The sequence below is a fragment of the Ruminiclostridium papyrosolvens C7 genome, from assembly GCF_000421965.1.
Taxonomy (GTDB): domain Bacteria; phylum Bacillota; class Clostridia; order Acetivibrionales; family DSM-1351; genus Ruminiclostridium; species Ruminiclostridium papyrosolvens_A.
Window position 1 is genome coordinate 1 of record NZ_ATAY01000031.1, and the last position, 17724, is coordinate 17724.

Consider the following 17724-nt stretch of genomic DNA (forward strand, 5'->3'; position numbering starts at 1 on the left):
ACCCTTCCAAGGCTTTTTTTAGTTTATATATAATTTCTATTTTTGATGTTTTTCATTGAAAATCCTGCTGGCATTTCTGATATGCTCAATTGTCAATTTCTCAGCAGTTTCTCCGTCTTTCCTGATTATTGCCTCAAATATTGCACGGTGTTCATCAAGTGCTTTAGCCGGTCTGCCCGGCGTTTCAAATGAATTGTTTCTGGCATTTTGTATATAGTGATGAAAAGTACTCAGCATATGCATCAGTGGTCTGCTCTTGCATGCTCTAAAAATAATATCGTGGAACCTGGAGTCGTATCTCATCAGATGCTCCGCATCGTTTTTTATGGTATAGAACTCCTCAAATTCAAGGGCTTCCTTCAGTTCAACAATCTCTTCCTCGGTAATCTTTTCGGCTGCCCATCTGGCAGCGAGGCCTTCAATCATTGTCCTGATAGTAAATATATCTTCTACATCCTGGTCGGTAACTCCCTTTACTACTGCGCCCTTGTTTGGTATTGATATTACAAGGCCTTCAAGTTCAAGCTGCCTTATAGCTTCACGTATAGGTGTCCTGCTAACTCCAAGCTCCTCTGAGAGACGCAACTCTATCAGACTGTCTCCGGGTTTGTAGGCTCCTGTCAGAATCTGCTTGCGAAGCTGATTGAAAACCCTGCCCCTTAATGAATTTACTAAGTTATCACTTTCATCGTAGTCCAGCTTAGCCATTTTATTTACTCCCCTTAGGGCATATTTTTTTAACCATTGTTTACTTTGGTATAGTTAAGCAATCCGCCTGCAAGAATCATCTGTACCTGTCTGTCCGACAAGGTAACCTTTGCATTAAACTGTGTATTCTTTGTGAGATTCTTAACAACTATAGTATCGGCATTTTTAACCTGTTCTATAGCATTATCTATTGTAAGTTCATCATTCATATCTATTTTATCGTAATCTGCTTCGTTTTCAAAAGTCATCGGTATGATTCCTGAGTTTATAAGGTTAGCCATATGAATTCTGGCAAAGGATTTTGCAATAACTCCCTTAATTCCAAGCTGTAATGGTGCAAGAGCAGCATGTTCTCTGCTTGAACCCTGTCCGTAGTTTGATCCTCCAATTATGAATCCGCCGCCATTGGCCTTTGCTCTTGCAGGAAATTCCGGATCACAAGGAGTAAGACAGAATTCAGCAAGGTAAGGAACATTTGATCTGAAAGGAAGCAATTTAGCATTTGAAGGCATTATATGGTCAGTAGTTATATTGTCTCCAACCTTTATCAGAGCTTTACCCTCAACTTTATCACAGAGTGCTTTGTTAATCGGGAAAGGCTTGATATTCGGACCTCTGACAACCTCTACATCGCTTCCTTCAGGAGCAGGTTCTACAACCAAATTATCATTTATAACAAACTCTTTAGGCATTTCTATCTTTGGAGCCTCTCCAAGTTCTCTCGGATCGGTTAATACACCTGTAAGTGCGCTTGCAGCAGCAACTTCAGGACTTACCAGATAAACCTTTGCAGAAGTAGTTCCACTTCTTCCTTCAAAGTTTCTGTTAAATGTTCTCAGTGATACTGCATCAGAGCAGGGTGCCTGTCCCATACCGATACATGGACCACATGCTGACTCAAGAATTCTGGCTCCTGCTGAAACCATATCCGCTAAAGCTCCGTTTTGAGCAAGCATAGTCAAAACCTGCTTTGAACCCGGTGCAATTACCAGGCTGACATTTGGATTTATAGTCTTGCCCTTTAATATTGCAGCCACCTTCATCATATCCATGTATGAAGAATTTGTACAACTTCCTATTGCTACCTGATCAACTTTTATTTTTCCGATAGTTGAAATCTTTTCTACATTGTCAGGACTATGTGGTTTTGCTGCCATCGGCTCTATAGTTGAAAGGTCAATAACGATATGTTCTTCATATACCGCATCAGTATCCGGCAAAAGCTCAACCCAATCCTGTTCTCTGCCCTGAGCCTTGAGGAATTCCAGTGTTACATCGTCACTTGGGAAAATTGAAGTTGTTGCACCAAGTTCGGCACCCATATTTGTAATGGTTGCTCTTTCAGGTACAGTAAGAGTCTTTATACCCTCTCCAGCATATTCAACAACCTTTCCAACTCCACCTTTAACAGACATTACCCTTAAAACTTCCAATATAATATCTTTTGCAGTCGACCATGGATTGAGCTGTCCTTTTAGCTCAACCTTACAGACCTTAGGCATTGTGAGATAGTATGGCCCGCCACCCATTGCAACGGCAACATCAAGACCGCCGGCTCCTATTGCAAGCATTCCTATTCCGCCTCCGGTTGGAGTGTGGCTGTCAGACCCCAGCAGTGTCATTCCGGGTACTCCGAAACGTTCAAGCTGTACCTGATGGCATATGCCGTTTCCGGGCTTTGAAAAGTATATACCGTGCTTTGAAGTAACTGTCTGTATATACTTGTGGTCATCAGCGTTTTCAAAACCTGCCTGCAGAGTATTGTGATCAATATATGCTACTGATTTTTTAGTCTTGACCCTCGGAATCCCAATAGCCTCAAACTGCAAGTAAGCCATTGTTCCGGTAGAATCCTGTGTCAGAGTCTGGTCAATTTTTATAGAAATTTCACTGCCTGCAACCATTTCTCCGCTAGCCAGATGGTTCTTTATAATTTTTTGTGCCAAGTTCAAACCCATTATGAAAATTACCCCCTAAATTCATTATATTAATCAATACGATTTACGATTTTTTGTATCCGCTTAATATAATAACATTTTTACGTAAAAAAGCCATACGTTAAATACCATATTTTCAAGAAGGAATAATATCAGGTGCAATTTCCCTAATACCCTTAAGCATTTCCTTATCGCTTATAGAGGTAATTCTGCCTGCCTGATACTGAGCATCTACCCATTCTTTTATTTTTCCAACTCTTTCATCTTTTTTATCAATTAAATCGTTTCCTCTGAATCTGAAATTATTGTTAATCCATAGTGCAATTCCTGCAAGACCGGAGGTCTGAGTTATCGCAACACCTATTGGCCTGTTAAGCAGCTTGTCGGTATTGAATATATTATATATCTCTTCATCCTTCAAAAGTCCGTCCGCATGAATTCCTGCCTGTGTAACGTTAAAGTGCTTTCCTACGAAAGGTGTTCTCGGTGGAATTTCATAATCAAGCTCTTTTTCATAGTATTCTGCAAACTCAGTAATAATTCTGGTATCCATACCGTCAGTTGTTCCCCTAAGAGATGCATATTCAAATACCATTGCTTCAAGAGGAGTATTACCTGTTCTCTCTCCAATACCAAGAAGGGAACAGTTAACTGCTGAACAACCATACAACCAAGCTGTTGAAGAGTTGCTGACAGCCTTGTAAAAGTCATTATGACCGTGCCATTCAAGTAATTCACTGGGGAAGCCAGCATGATGCCTTAGACCGTAAATTATTCCGGGAACACTCCTTGGCAGTGCAGCACCCGGATATGAAACACCATATCCCATTGTATCGCAAGCCCTGATCTTTATAGGCACTCCACTTTCATCCATCAATTTTCTAAGCTCTAATGCAAAAGGAATAACAAATCCATAGAAATCAGCTCTTGTTATATCTTCCAGATGGCATCTTGGTCTTATACCAACACTGATTGCTTCCTTTATAACACTCAGATAACTCTCCATAGCCTGTTTTCTGGTCATTTTAAGTTTTCTGAAAATATGATAATCGGAACAGCTTACCAAAAAGCCGGTCTCTTTCATTCCCATTTCCTTAGCGAGTTTGAAATCGCTTTTTGAAGCCCTTATCCAACTGGTTATTTCCGGGAAATCATAACCTAATTCCATACATTTATATACAGCTTCCTTATCCTTGTCGCTGTAAAGAAAAAACTCAGTCTGACGAATTAATCCCTTAGGTCCTCCCAACTGATGAAGATATTCGTAAAGCTTAACGATCTGTTCTACGGTATAAGGCGCACGTGACTGCTGTCCGTCTCTGAAAGTAGTATCTGTTATCCAAATCTCATCGGCAGGGTACATAGGTACTCTACGGTGATTAAAGGCACACTTGGGAACATCGTCATAATTATATATCTCTCTATATAAATTTGGCTCTGAAATGTCCTGAAGTGAATACTTATACTGAGTTTGCTCCAATGTATTGGATTTTTTGTTGAACTCTATCATTTATCAAACCTCCTGCAAAAAATAATAATAAAATATCAAAATATCATACGATATTGCTTTTATGTATTAATGAATATTTGTATGTGTGTATAATTGTATACAATCATACACTGGATGTCAACCTTGATAATTTTATTTATTTGTAAAGTATTTCTAATATCAGGAGGAATTTAATTTTCAATTTAGAATTATTGTTGTATAATGAAGTATATATTTAAAACCAAATACATATTTACCTAAATCGGGGGGATTCACGTTATGAAAAAAACTGAGGAAAGAAGTAGCTCCACCAATTTATACGGTATTGGTGCTATAATTAGTATTGTTTTATGTATTATAGGCGGTATTATCAGCGGCAAACCTGTATTTGCTGTGTATACCTTCTTCGCATGTCTTGTATCTTGTATAACTTTTATAGTTCTGTCAGGGTTACAATACAAAACAACTATTAAAAGATTCTCTAAAGATATTGATGGGTTCAAGTCCGGAGATTTTTCCCGAATGATTGAGCCTAAGCAGTATGGTATTCTCGGCTTCGTTGCGTCTGTAGTTAATATCGTAATCAGTGATATACGCTCATTGATAGAAAGTTTCTTTAATCTCTCCTTATCTATAACACAAGCATCCAGAAAAGTAACTTCTACTGCAGAAAATGCATCAAATGCTATTGAAGAAATTTCAAAAACTATCGATGAAATAGCAAAAGGTGCATCCGCACAGGCTGCTGAAGCTCAAATGGGTGTTCAGGTTGTTGATAAGCTTTCTGATCAGATCAATTTTGTTTATGAAAGCTACAGCGGAATCACAAATGAAACAAACAAAATTATTGATTTGAATACTGTAGGTCTGAAAGCAGTTACTACTCTGAGAGACAAGTCAAAAGAAACATATCAAACTTCCGAGAAAATATTTGCTGTTGTTGAAAAGCTTACAAATACAACAAAAGATATCGGCCTTTTCGTTGAATCAATTGAAAACATAGCCGAGCAAACCAACCTCCTTGCTCTAAACGCTGCCATCGAAGCTGCCAGAGCCGGTGAAGCAGGAAAGGGTTTTGCCGTAGTTGCCGATGAAGTACGTAAGCTTGCTGATCAGAGCAGAAAGTCCACAGAAGAGATAAACAACATGATGGAAAGTATTCAGGAAGAATCCGCTTTGGCTATATCTTCAATGGAAATAATGAAAAAGGTATCACAGGAACAAAATATTGCTGTTGATAAGACAAACAGTTCTTTCAGCGATATTGCAAACGCTATTGATTTTATAGTTTCAAAAATCAATGATGTAAACGAAGCAGTTATTAAAATGCAAACAGACAAGAGCGAAGTAATCAGTGCAATAGAAAATATATCCTCTGTGTCTCAGCAGACAGCAGCGTCAAGCGAAGAAGTTGCTGCTACTACCGAAAATCAGCTTAAGATTATTGATGATATGAAGATTGCATCAGAAGGCTTGAATCAGTTGGTTAAGCAGTTGGATAACAAGTTGAAGAAATATAAATTGAGATAATATTTAAAACATGTTCAAAAAGGGAGATTAAAAAGCTGATGCTTTTTAATCTCCCTTTTTTGTATATAATAAGTCGTATCTCTGAGACTACTTTCTTCCAATATCTTTTCTGTAGTGCATACCCTCAAACTGAATTTTGGCAATTCCTGCGTATGCCTTTTGGATTGCTTTGTCCATTGTTGATTCAACAGCAGTAACACCAAGTACACGTCCGCCGGCAGTATAATACTTACCGTCTTTGCAGGATGTACCTGCGTGAAACACTATGGTCTCGCTGTTTTCTTCAGCCTTGTCAATCCCGTTTATTTCGATTCCTGTAGCATACTTACCCGGATAACCGCCGGAAGCAGCTATTACGCATACAGCCGAATTGTCATCCCATTCTATATTTATTTCCCTTAGTCTTTCGTCAATGATTGCTTCAAAAATGTCTAAAAGGTCAGTTTTTAATCTGGGTAGGACAACCTGTGTTTCAGGGTCACCGAAACGTGCATTATATTCCAATACCTTAGGGCCGTCCTTAGTTAACATCAAACCAAAATAAAGAACTCCTTTGAATTTACGTCCTTCTTTGTTCATAGCTTCTACCGTAGGTATGAATATTTCCCTCATGCAGTAGTCAGCCAGCTTGTTATCATATAGAGGGCTTGGAGAAAAAGTCCCCATCCCGCCTGTATTCGGTCCCTGGTCGTTGTCAAAAGCACGCTTATGGTCCTGTGAGGAAACCATAGGGACAATTGTGTTTCCGTCTGTAAATGCTAATATAGAAACCTCAGGCCCCTGAATAAATTCTTCTATTACAACCCTGCTTCCAGCGTCACCGAAAACCTTATCATTTATCATACCGTTTACGGCTTCCTTTGCTTCCTGTATGGTCTGAGCAATTATAACGCCTTTACCCAGGGCAAGACCGTCAGCCTTTACTACAATAGGAGCCGAGCAGGTATCCAGATATTGCAATGCCTCTGCACAGTCGTCAAATACCATATAGCCTGCTGTAGGTATGTTGTATTTCTTCATTAAGTCCTTTGAAAATGCCTTGCTTCCTTCAATTATTGCGGCTGCCTTTACAGGCCCGAAAGCCCTTATACCTGCTTCTGTCAGCTCATCAACCAATCCAGCCGCAAGAGGGTCGTCCGGTGCAACCACAACCATATCTATTTTATTTTCTTTTGAAAAAGTAACTATTCCATCTAAATCCATTGCTTTTATGGGAACACATTCTGCTATTCCGGAAATTCCGCCATTTCCCGGTGCACAGTATAATTTAGTTATTTTAGGGCTTTGTGCGAGCTTCAACACAATGGTATGCTCTCTTCCTCCCCCACCGACTACAAGAACCTTCATATATACCTCCACGTCTCATTCCTCTTGTGCTGCAGACAATCAACCTTTGCAGCACAAGAGATAGGCTTTTTTAGTGCTTAAAGTGTCTCATTCCTGTAAATACCATTACGATTCCGTATTTATTGCATGCATCAATGGATTCCTGGTCTCTTATTGAACCACCGGGCTGTATAATAGCCTTAATACCTGCAGCTGCAGCTGCTTCAACACAATCTGAGAACGGGAAGTAAGCGTCAGATGCCATCACAGCACCCTGTGATCTAGTTCCTGCATATTCGATAGCTACCTTTGTAGGTACAATTCTGTTTGTCTGACCAGGGCCAACACCTATTGTCATTTTGCCCTTTGCAAGAGTTATTGCATTTGACTTGGTATGTTTTACAACCTTCATTGCAAAAACAAGGTCTTCCATCTGTTCCTTGGTTGGCTGTATATTTGTTACACATTTCAGGTCTTCCTGATTGAACAGAAGGCTATTATATTTTTGAACCAATAAACCACCTGCAACCTTTTTCATGTCGTAGGAATCAGGTGATATCTTGTCGGTAATATTCTCAAGCTTCAACACTCTTATGTTTTTCTTTTGAGTCAAAACCGCCAATGCTTCATCTGTATATGAAGGTGCAACAACTATTTCAACAAATATCTTGTTTATTTCTTCAGCTGTTTTAGCGTCAATTTCTCTGTTTGCAGCAATAATTCCTCCGAATATAGATACAGGGTCTGATTCATATGCTCTCATATAAGCATCATATATGTTGTCTGCACTACCAACTCCGCAAGGATTTGTATGCTTTACTGCAACAACAGTAGGCTCGTCGAATTCCTTGACAAGCTCAATAGCTCCATTAGTATCATTTATATTATTGAAGGAAAGTTCTTTACCGTGAAGTTGTACTGCACTTGGGAGAAGTCCTTTGTTTGCTCCGACTTCTTTATAGAATACTGCTTTTTGATGTGGGTTTTCTCCGTAACGCATATCCTGAACCTTTTCATATGTAAGTGATAAAGTTTCAGGGAAATCAATATCTCCAAGAGTGTCTCTCAGATATTTTGCAATTAATGTATCATAATGACTTGTATGTTCAAAAACCTTATAGGCCAGTCTGAATTTTGTCTTAACACTGACATCTCCTGATTCGTTCATTTCGTTCAATACATTTTCATAATCAGCAGGATCAACAATAACTGCAACATCCTGATAGTTCTTGGCAGCTGCTCTAAGCATTGTAGGGCCGCCTATGTCAATATTCTCAATGGCTTCTTCCAGTTCAACATTACCTTTTAAAATTGTCTGCTTGAAAGGATAAAGGTTTATTATTACCATGTCGATTGTGTCAACACCCAGTTCCTTTATCTGCTTCATGTGTTCTTCGTTGCTTCTTATTGCAAGAAGTCCTGCATGTACTTTTGGATGGAGAGTTTTTACTCTTCCGTCAAGACATTCCGGGAAACCTGTTATGTCAGATATGTTTATAACCTTTAGTCCTGCTGCTGAAAGAGCCTTTGCAGTACCCCCGGTAGAAATTATCTCTACACCCTTTGAAGCTAGGGCAGATGCAAACTCAACAATACCTGTTTTGTCTGAAACACTTATTAATGCACGCTTAATCATTTAAAAAATCCTCCAATCAATTTATTTAAACTAAATTATCTTAACTCGTCTTCCTTCAACTACCAACCTGTTTTCTGCAAAAAGACGTACTGCTTCCGGTAATATCTCCCACTCCGCCTGTTCCATTACTCTTTTTTGCAAAATTTCAGGTGTATCGTCATCCTCGACACAAACTGCTTTTTGAAGTATTATAGGCCCTGCATCAGCCTCAAGTTCAACAAAATGTACTGTGGCTCCGGTAACTTTGACACCAGACTCGAGTACTTTCTGATGGGGTATGATTCCATAAAAGCCCTTTCCGCAAAAAGAAGGAATCAAAGCGGGATGAATGTTTATTACCCTGCCTTCATAAGCCCTAGTAAAACGTTCCCCAAGTATCGAAAGGAACCCGGCCATTACAACCAAATCAACCTCAAGTGCTTTGAAATGACTTATAAGGGCTTCATCATATTCTTCAATGTTACTGAAAGTCTTTCTGGATATACATATACCTTTGATACCGTGCTTCTTTGCTCTTTCAAGAGCATAAGCATCAGGCCTGCTGGAAACTACTGTAACTATGCTGACATTTTTAATGTAGCCGCTTTCCACCTTGTCTATAATGGCCTGGAGGTTTGAGCCTCCACCTGATACCAGTATACCTACATTTAACATATATCCACCCCTGCTTCGCCTTGGGCGATTGAACCGATAACATAAGCCTTTTCACCTTTGAAATCAAGGTAACTGATGATTTCATCCGCTTTTTGAGCATCAACAGCCAGAATCATTCCGATTCCCATATTGAAGGTGTTAAAAATGTCTTTATCAGCCATATTGCCAAGGTCTCTGAGTAAATCAAATATTGGTAGAACAGGCCATGAACCTTTTTGGATTTTAACACGCAAACCCTCGGGAATCATTCTCGGAATATTCTCTATGAACCCTCCGCCCGTAATGTGGGATATTCCCTTTATTTCATACTTTTCTATAAGGTCAAGAATTGTTTTTACATATATTTTTGTTGGCTTTAAAAGTTCTTCTCCCAAAGTACAGCCAAGCTTTTCAACATATTCTTTAAGGTTGTTTTCAGTAGGGTTTATAAGCTTTCTTACCAGTGAATATCCGTTACTGTGAATTCCTGATGACGGAAGTCCGATTAATTTATCCCCTGCTTTGATTTTTTTACCGTCTATTATCTTGTTTTTATCGACAATTCCTACTGTAAAACCAGCCAAATCATATTCTTCAACAGGGTAAAAACCCGGCATTTCAGCGGTTTCCCCTCCTATAAGAGAACAGCCTGACATTACGCAGCCATCGGCTACCCCTTTTACAATTTGTGCAACCTTTTCGGGATAATTTTTGCCGACTGCAATATAATCCAGAAAAAACAGCGGCTCCGCTCCGCTGCATACTACATCGTTGACACACATTGCAACACAGTCAATACCAACAGTATCATGCTTATCTGTCAAAAACGCAATTTTTAGCTTTGTTCCTACTCCATCAGTTCCTGAAACCAATACCGGCTGTTCATACTTTGATTTATCAAGACTGAAAAGCCCTCCGAAGCCGCCCAGTTCTGTCATAACCTCAGGCCTGAATGTACGCTTTACATGATTCTTCATTAATTTGACAGATTCATAACCTGCCTCAACATCTACACCTGCTTCTCTATAAGTGGTCATGCAATTTACCTCCAAAGAAATTTGTTAATATCTATTTAACAGCCGCAGCTGAATTTATCTCCTTCTTCAGGAACTTCAATTGGATAATTTCCATCAAGACATGCTGAACAAAAACCTCGTTTTGAGCCAATTGGAGTTTTTAGAAGCCCTTCCAGACTAAGATAACCCAATGTGTCGGCACATATCATTTCCCTTATTTCTTCAACTGAAAGCTTATCTGCGACAAGTTCTTTTCTGGATGATATATCAATTCCGAAATAACATGGGAATTTAATAGGCGGGGAACTTACTCTCATGTGAACTTCCTTGGCACCCGCTTTTTTAAGAATCTGCACGATTCTTCTGGTTGTTGTTCCTCTTACAATAGAGTCATCGATTATAACAACTCTTTTTCCCTCAACTGATTTTTTTATGGCATTGTGTTTTATCCTGACAGCTACTTCTCTCATACCCTGACTTGGCTGAATAAAGGTTCTGCCCACGTACCTGTTTTTCACAAGCCCCTCTCCGTATGGTATACCGGTTTGGTTTGAAAACCCGATTGCCGCAGAAATACCTGAATCCGGAACTCCAATTACCACATCAGCTTCTACAGGGTGCTCGATTGCCAGACGTTTTCCTGCTTCATATCTGGATTGCTGAACACTTGCCCCATCTATAACACTGTCAGGTCTTGCAAAATATACAAATTCAAATATACAGAGTTTTGTATCCTGGTTGTTAAATGGTCTTACGGACCTGATTTCATTATTTTCAATTATAACTATTTCACCAGGTTCAACATCCCTGATAAATTCGGCATTTACTGCGTCCAATGCACATGATTCGGAAGCCAGTACATAAGCTGTGGGAGTTTTTCCAATACATAAAGGCCTTATTCCGTAAGGGTCTCTTACTCCCAACATTTTAGAAGCAGTCATAAGTATAAGCCCGTATGAACCTTTCACGTCCACCATCATTTTTTCCACAGCTTTTTCCAGCGTTTCTGAAGTAATACTGTGTTTAGTTATAAGATTTATAAGTACTTCGGTATCATTGGTTGTTTGAAATATTGTTCCGTTGTTTTCCATCTGTTCTCTGAGTACAGAAGCATTTACTATATTTCCGTTGTGAGCAAGTGCCAGCTGTCCATTCCTTGATCTTACTACTATGGGCTGAGCATTTTCTCTCCTGCTTGCTCCTGTAGTGGAATAACGAACATGTCCGACTGCCATGGTACCTTTCAAGTGGTTTAGCATTACCTTGTCAAATATTTCGGGAACCAGTCCCATGTCTTTGTGAAATACTATGGTTTCCCTGTCACTTACTGCTATTCCAGCACTCTCCTGACCTCTGTGCTGGAGTGAATAAAGACCGTAGTATGTCAACCCGGCCACATCTACTTCATTGCCGTCCACTGAATATACGCCAAACACGCCGCATTCTTCGTGCATCTTATCCATTCTTTCATCAAAACAGTCAGGATTACTGCACTTCAAACAATCACCAAAATTACACATGGGTAACTCCTTTTATCCAGATATGTGAGCGTTTTTGCCTATAACAAAACCGCTTTTCCTATTTTTATTTACTTTTAAACTTTTCTAAGATTTAAATTTCAAGAAGCTTTTTTTGAAGCTCTGCATTTTTCTTTTCTACTTTTTCTTGGAGGGATTTTTTGTAATCAATCATTTTGTGTCTTAATTCGTGATATGCAACAGAGAGAATCTGTATTGCCAGCAATGCAGCATTTTCAGCACCGTCTACCGCAACTGTTGCAACTGGAATTCCCGCAGGCATCTGAACAATGGACAGCAGTGAATCCAATCCGTCCATAGTGGAGGATTTTACCGGTACACCGATAACCGGAAGCGGCGTGTAAGCTGCCAGTACACCCGGAAGATGTGCTGCTTTTCCTGCTGCTGCAATAATAACATCAAAACCGTTAGCCTCTGCATTTTTCGCAAACTGTGATGCTTTATCAGGTGTTCTGTGTGCTGAACAAACCATTACCTCACAGTCTATTTCGAAATCCTTTAAAATTTTAATACAGCTTTTCATAACTGAAAGGTCTGAATCACTACCCATGATAACAGCTACCTTTGCATCCTTGGAAATACACATAACATCTGCCCCCTGTATTTTATTTATATTTTATGAACATTTTTTATATTTTCACAAAAATAATTCGTCTTTTTTATGCTTTTATATTACCAATAAAGAGGCTGTATTGTCAATTAATCTTATAAAAAAAGCGAACGTTTTTTTAACGTTCACTATTAATATTCGGAATGTTCTATCCAAGCAGATAAACTATCAACGGAAGTGTAAAAATTGAGAGAATCGTTGAAACAAAGATTCCTTCTGTAGCTGCATTATAATCCGAATCATATTGGAGAGCCAGTGCAGAAACAATTGTTGAAGCAGGCATAGCTAGCTGTAATACAACTATTTTCACAACAAACGAATTGAAAACTCCCTTTGTAACGGTAAAAAACAGCATTGCTGCAAACGGAACTATAAGAAGCTTGAACAGGGATAATACAAAATATTTAAGCTTTGATACTATTTCATTAAAGTCTGTTATTTTTATACCGGAAAGTATCAATCCGATAAATACCATGGACAGATAAATTGTAGTATGTCCCAACCCGTTGAAGGCCTCATAAAATACACTCCAGATTTGTTTAAATGCATAAGTTGTTTCTATTTTAAACTGGAATTTTAAGAATATCATTGTTATTCCGCCTAAAAAGGCAAGTGTATTAGGATTTATAAGGTGAAGCAGGTTGTCCTTCCAGTTTTTTGTATTATGCTTGTTAAACAGGTAGATTCCAAGTGTCCAAAGGATTGCATCATTTGCAATATTAAAGAATATGGCATATACAATTCCAATATCGCCGTACATTGCTTTTAGTAATGGGTAAGCCATAAATATAACATTTCCGAACATTGACTGGGCAATGTATATGTTTTTTGTCTTTTCCTTTATTTTTAGTACTTTACATTGGCCTAAAGCAATAACTCCTGCAATAAAAATGAAAATTACACCGAAAATAAATATATATAAACCGTTTGTCAGCGTTTCACGGGTAAAAGTATAATTACCCATGGTTGTAAATATCAGAAACGGCATAGTAATTTTCAGAATCAAGGCAGATATATATTTGTGAGAATTTTCAGGCAAAAACCCGGTTTTCCCTGCTACAAAACCTGTCAGTCCCAGAAGCGTAAGAATTATTATCTGGTTGGTTATAATCTGTATCTGATCCACGGTAATATGCCTCCAAAATTATGATATATAAGGGGCTGTTGCAAAACAGGAAGTTTTTCTGTTTTAACACAGGTACAACCGTATAAAATTATATCAATGATTGCTTCCAAGATATTTGCAAGAGTTTCCAGCGGCTCATCTTTGGATATTTTACCGCCGCTCACATTCATCGTCCATGATTCATTGTTTCGCTAAAACCTACATCGTGTAGGTTTTCCGGTAAAATACCCGTGTTTCGCCGATAAACAACTGCAAATATCTTTAACCAAGCTTCCATTGATACAATTTATACTCTTTAGTACAGGCTAAAAAAGATAAAATTTAATTTTTAGACAAGCCACTTTATGATATCATATAATTTTGTTTTAATATTGTCTACGCGTTTTTACCATTCAGGTTCAATCCGCAGGACGGACAAGTATTATTTTCAGGCTTAACGGTTGCTCCACATGCCGGACAGGTATCATAGGAAATATCCATAACCTTATAATCATTATCCGATTGTTTATTCTGTTTTAGTGATTTTCCATACTGCTTTTGCAAAATCATTCTTATCATCCTGATTTCCTTGGCTGTTTCAGAGCCATCAATTGCCGATTTGATTACCCCACATAATATAAACAATGACACAACAAAAAAGAATAAAAATAATATAATCTCCATAGATACCCCCGAGCTAAACTCTATTGTAAAATATACCATATATTCAATTAAATAACTACATCTGTTTAAGATTATGAGGTAAGAAGTAAAAGACATTCCTCCGGGAAAAACAAATTAACAGGCAAACCCTTTTCACAGATTTTTTCCCATATGTCTTTATCAACTTCCCATCTGATTTTCGAGTTGTTTTCATTAGAACTTCTGTTTCGGTTTTTAAGCATGATAATATAGGAAAATGGATTTTCAATAACTTTTACTACTTCACAAGACATTACATTTTTGCCGTTGCTTTTTTCCGAGTACCTGAAATAATGGGCTCTCATCCCCACAAATTTAATATAGTCTGATATTTTCCTCTCACAAGACAATGTTATATTCCAGTCCACAGCCAATAGGGAATTTTCTGTTAACCGTCTTACGGCAGAAATATTTTTGCATCCTGTCAGGAGTGCTGAAGAGATGGTTTTTGGATTATTAAATAAATCCTCCTTTTTGTTTACGGTATCTATTTTACCTTCGGAAATTACTGCTATATCATTTGAAAAACGGTATACCTCATTCCTGTTATGTGAAACAAAAAGTACCGTTCCGTTGAATTTTGAGAGGGTTTCCATGATTTCCTGCTCCAGCTGCCATTTCAAAAAGCTGTCCAGAGCAGAAAACGGCTCATCCAGCATTATTATATCCGGCTCTGAGGCAAGCATCCTTGCCAGGGCAACTCTCTGCTGCTGCCCGCCTGACAACTGTGACGGACGCTTTTTTTCCATACCTTCGATAAAAAACATCTTAATTTTTTCCTGTATATATATTTCTTTTTCTTTTTTGGGCAACTTAACACCTGCCCCGATGTTTTCTTCTACTGTCATATTAGGAAAAAGTGCATAGTTCTGAAACAGATATCCAACTTTTCGTTTTTGAGGAGGCAGATTTTATTTTTTTTTCAGAATCAAACAAAACACGGTGGTTAAGAACTATTCTGCCTTCATCCGGTGTTTCAATTCCTGCTATACATTTCAATATCATGCTTTTACCCGAGCCGGAGGAACCGAGGAGAGACATTATGCCCTGCTGTGAACTGAATTGAACATCAAGATTGAATTTTCCAAGCCTTTTCTTTATATCTACATAAAGTGCCATTAAAAATCCTCCTCTCTATTCTTTTTACCAAATTGAATGTTATTCCAGAAATTCATCAGAATCATTGACCCAAAGGACATGGCACATATTATTAAAACCCATTTGTATGCCTGCCCCCGGTCTCCTGCCTGAACTGCCGTGTATACTGCAACGGCCATGGTACGGGTTTTTCCCGGAATGTTACCGGCAAGCATTATGGTAGCTCCGAATTCTCCAAGTGCTCTGGCAAAGGCAAGAACCGTTCCTGCTATTAATCCGGGGTAAACATTTGGGACAATAATTCTCAGGAATATATTGAATTCTGTCATTCCAAGGGTTCTTGCTGCATTTACCAGATTCTCATCAAACTGTTCAAATGCACCTCTTGCGGTGCGGTACATTAGCGGAAAAGAAACTATTGAAGAAGCAATAACTGCTCCCGTCCACGAGAATACAACACTTATGTTTACCTGTCTCAATACCCCTCCAATAAAGCTGTTCCCTCCAAAAAGGATTAATAAAAAAAAGCCCACAACCGTGGGGGGCAAAACCATAGGGAGAGTAAACAGTCCATCTATTAACCCTTTAAATCTCTTTAATTTAAGAACATAGTATGCGCAAAGAATTCCTGTAAAAACAGTTATGACTGTTGCAATAACCGCTACTTTAAGTGATATGTAAAGGGGAGATAAATCCATGGTTCCCACCTCCTTTATATAAGCAGGCTGTTTCTACAGCATGTTATATGCAATCTTATTTTATTTCAAACCCATGCTTTTTAAATACATCGGCAGCTTGTGCAGTGGTCAGAAAGTCTATAAATGCACCGGCTTCTTGTTGGTTCTTACTATTTTTTATAACAGCTACCGGGTATATAACAGGCTTATGGGTATCCTTTGGAGCCTCACAAACAACATTTATTTTCTTAGAAGCTATGGCATCTGTTTGATATACCACTCCACAGTCCACATCTCCGTTCTCCACCCATGTAAGCACCTGCCTGACATCACTTCCAAATACAGCTTTACCTTTTACTTTGTTCCAGATGCCCAAGGCTGTGAATACCTCCTGTGCGTACTGTCCTGCCGGAACACTGTCAGGCTCACCCAGCGCAATCCGGGATACGCTATCAGATGCAGCGTCTTGGAATCGTGATAGCTTTATCTTTCTGTCTTGTGGCGAAATTAGCAACACTTTGTTAACCAGAAGTTCTTTTTTTGAGCCTTCAAGGAGCAAACCTTCTTGCTCAAGTGCATCCATTTGTTTAAGGGCCGCAGAAATAAAGATATCGGCCGGGGCTCCTTCTTCTATTTGGGTTTCCAATGCTCCGGAAGAGCCAAAGGAAAATTTGATATCGACGTTTGGTTTTATTTTTTTATACAATCCTGTCAAATCTTTGGCTGTCTCAGTAAGGCTGGCAGCAGCAGAAACAAGGAGTTCCACTTTATTGGTGTCCTTTTCCTCAGTATCATTTACATTCCGTATACTGCAGCCTGTGAAAATTGATATCATTATGAAAATACTTATGGCATAACTAAGAATATTTTTGTTCCTTATCATGTCAAATCACCTCCGTTTTTTGTAACTTAGAAAATAACAAATTTTGTGCTTTTTTATTTACATCTGCAGCATCTGAATGACAGGGCTTTATATTGAAAACACCCCCGGCAGCTGTTATAAACCGGTATAAATCACAGTTTCCCGCTCTCTCTCCAATACCTGCAATTGTGGTATCTATGTACAAAGCGCCGGCTTTAGCTGCAATCAGGGAATTTGCCAAAGCCATTCCCAAATCATTATGAGCATGTATTCCCACGGGAATATCAACGTTTTCTATTATTTCACGTATACACTGATGAGTTCTTGATGGAGTAAGCACCCCTACCGTATCGGCGAATCTTACACTTTTTACTTCCAAATCAGACAGTAGGTTTGCCATACTTATTATGAATGTAATGTCGGCCCGTGAAGCATCTTCAAACCCTACTGTTACCTCGTAGCCTTTGTCTTTGGCCATAAAGACACATTCCTGCAGCGTCTTTTTAAGCCATGTTTTATTTTTGTTGAGTTTCGAATATATGTGTATATATGAAATAGGAGCAGTTATATGAATAATATCCGGACGGCATTCAAAGGAATTATTTATATCATCCCTGCTCATTCGGTTCCATGTAGATATCAAGGCCTTTTTTCTTTGACTCATTATTTCACATATTGTTTCTTTTTCATAATTACCCATTGCAGGTATGCCTGCTTCTATCTGATAAATTCCCGCATCATCCATCAACTTTGCCAGCTCTACCTTCTGAGCTTTGCTGAATGCGTACCCGGGAGTCTGTTCCCCGTCACGGAGAGTTGTGTCGATTATATATTTCTTTTCTTTCATATACATCAAC

18 protein-coding genes are annotated in these 17724 nt (G+C 38.7%); 1 reads left to right on the forward strand and 17 read right to left on the reverse strand.

Features of this window, described 5'->3' with window-relative positions:
- Positions 1–36: 36 nt before the first annotated feature.
- From L323_RS30410 to L323_RS30420, 3 genes are all read right to left on the reverse strand, one after another.
- Positions 37–708 carry a GntR family transcriptional regulator gene (locus L323_RS30410; RefSeq protein ID WP_020815437.1) on the reverse strand — a complete coding sequence of 224 codons (672 nt, stop codon included), beginning with the start codon at positions 706–708 and terminating at the stop codon, positions 37–39.
- Between the two features lie 29 nt (positions 709–737).
- Positions 738–2666, reverse strand: a complete 1929-nt coding sequence (locus L323_RS30415; protein ID WP_020815438.1) for an aconitate hydratase — start codon at positions 2664–2666, stop codon at positions 738–740.
- Between the two features lie 115 nt (positions 2667–2781).
- Complete coding sequence (locus tag L323_RS30420) at positions 2782–4155, reverse strand: hypothetical protein (RefSeq protein WP_020815439.1); 1374 nt, start codon at positions 4153–4155, stop codon at positions 2782–2784.
- 258 nt (positions 4156–4413) lie between these two features.
- Between L323_RS30420 and L323_RS30425 the strand changes: the two genes are divergently transcribed.
- Positions 4414–5664: a methyl-accepting chemotaxis protein gene (locus tag L323_RS30425; protein ID WP_020815440.1), complete on the forward strand. Its 1251-nt coding sequence runs from the start codon at positions 4414–4416 to the stop codon at positions 5662–5664.
- A gap of 87 nt (positions 5665–5751) precedes the next feature.
- On the opposite strand, the gene purD is transcribed toward L323_RS30425, so the two are convergent.
- The 14 genes from purD to L323_RS30490 form a co-directional block, all read right to left on the reverse strand.
- Positions 5752–7011, reverse strand: a complete 1260-nt coding sequence (gene purD / locus L323_RS30430; RefSeq protein WP_020815441.1) for a phosphoribosylamine--glycine ligase — start codon at positions 7009–7011, stop codon at positions 5752–5754.
- 70 nt (positions 7012–7081) lie between these two features.
- Positions 7082–8626 (reverse strand): bifunctional phosphoribosylaminoimidazolecarboxamide formyltransferase/IMP cyclohydrolase, encoded by a 1545-nt coding sequence (gene purH / locus L323_RS30435; protein ID WP_020815442.1) that lies wholly within the window; start codon positions 8624–8626, stop codon positions 7082–7084.
- Positions 8627–8656: 30 nt separating this feature from the next.
- On the reverse strand, positions 8657–9280 hold the full coding sequence (gene purN, locus L323_RS30440; RefSeq protein WP_020815443.1) for a phosphoribosylglycinamide formyltransferase: 624 nt from the start codon (positions 9278–9280) through the stop codon (positions 8657–8659).
- Positions 9274–10296 carry a phosphoribosylformylglycinamidine cyclo-ligase gene (purM, locus tag L323_RS30445; RefSeq protein ID WP_020815444.1) on the reverse strand — a complete coding sequence of 341 codons (1023 nt, stop codon included), beginning with the start codon at positions 10294–10296 and terminating at the stop codon, positions 9274–9276. Before purM ends, purN begins: the two co-directional genes overlap by 7 nt.
- A gap of 35 nt (positions 10297–10331) precedes the next feature.
- Entirely contained in the window at positions 10332–11795 is a 1464-nt protein-coding gene (purF, locus tag L323_RS30450; RefSeq protein ID WP_020815445.1) for an amidophosphoribosyltransferase, read from the reverse strand.
- A gap of 91 nt (positions 11796–11886) precedes the next feature.
- A complete protein-coding gene (purE, locus tag L323_RS30455) occupies positions 11887–12399 on the reverse strand; it encodes a 5-(carboxyamino)imidazole ribonucleotide mutase (RefSeq protein WP_020815446.1) in 513 nt (170 codons plus the stop codon).
- 172 nt (positions 12400–12571) lie between these two features.
- The gene (locus L323_RS30460; RefSeq protein WP_020815447.1) at positions 12572–13549 is read right to left on the reverse strand and encodes an AEC family transporter; all 978 of its coding nucleotides are present in this window, start codon (positions 13547–13549) and stop codon (positions 12572–12574) included.
- Entirely contained in the window at positions 13528–13713 is a 186-nt protein-coding gene (locus L323_RS30465; protein ID WP_020815448.1) for a hypothetical protein, read from the reverse strand. Before L323_RS30465 ends, L323_RS30460 begins: the two co-directional genes overlap by 22 nt.
- Before the next feature lie 211 nt (positions 13714–13924).
- Positions 13925–14212, reverse strand: coding sequence for a zinc ribbon domain-containing protein (locus tag L323_RS30470; protein ID WP_020815449.1), 288 nt, complete (start codon positions 14210–14212; stop codon positions 13925–13927).
- Between the two features lie 71 nt (positions 14213–14283).
- On the reverse strand, positions 14284–15078 hold the full coding sequence (locus tag L323_RS30475) for a sulfate/molybdate ABC transporter ATP-binding protein (RefSeq protein WP_278244973.1): 795 nt from the start codon (positions 15076–15078) through the stop codon (positions 14284–14286).
- Position 15079: 1 nt separating this feature from the next.
- Positions 15080–15349: an ATP-binding cassette domain-containing protein gene (locus L323_RS41905; protein WP_278244974.1), complete on the reverse strand. Its 270-nt coding sequence runs from the start codon at positions 15347–15349 to the stop codon at positions 15080–15082.
- A complete protein-coding gene (gene modB, locus L323_RS30480; protein WP_020815450.1) occupies positions 15349–16026 on the reverse strand; it encodes a molybdate ABC transporter permease subunit in 678 nt (225 codons plus the stop codon). Before modB ends, L323_RS41905 begins: the two co-directional genes overlap by 1 nt.
- A gap of 55 nt (positions 16027–16081) precedes the next feature.
- The gene (gene modA / locus L323_RS30485) at positions 16082–16888 is read right to left on the reverse strand and encodes a molybdate ABC transporter substrate-binding protein (protein ID WP_020815451.1); all 807 of its coding nucleotides are present in this window, start codon (positions 16886–16888) and stop codon (positions 16082–16084) included.
- A 1-nt stretch (position 16889) separates the two neighbouring features.
- Positions 16890–17714 (reverse strand): homocitrate synthase, encoded by an 825-nt coding sequence (locus L323_RS30490; RefSeq protein WP_020815452.1) that lies wholly within the window; start codon positions 17712–17714, stop codon positions 16890–16892.
- Between the last annotated feature and the right edge of the window lie 10 nt (positions 17715–17724).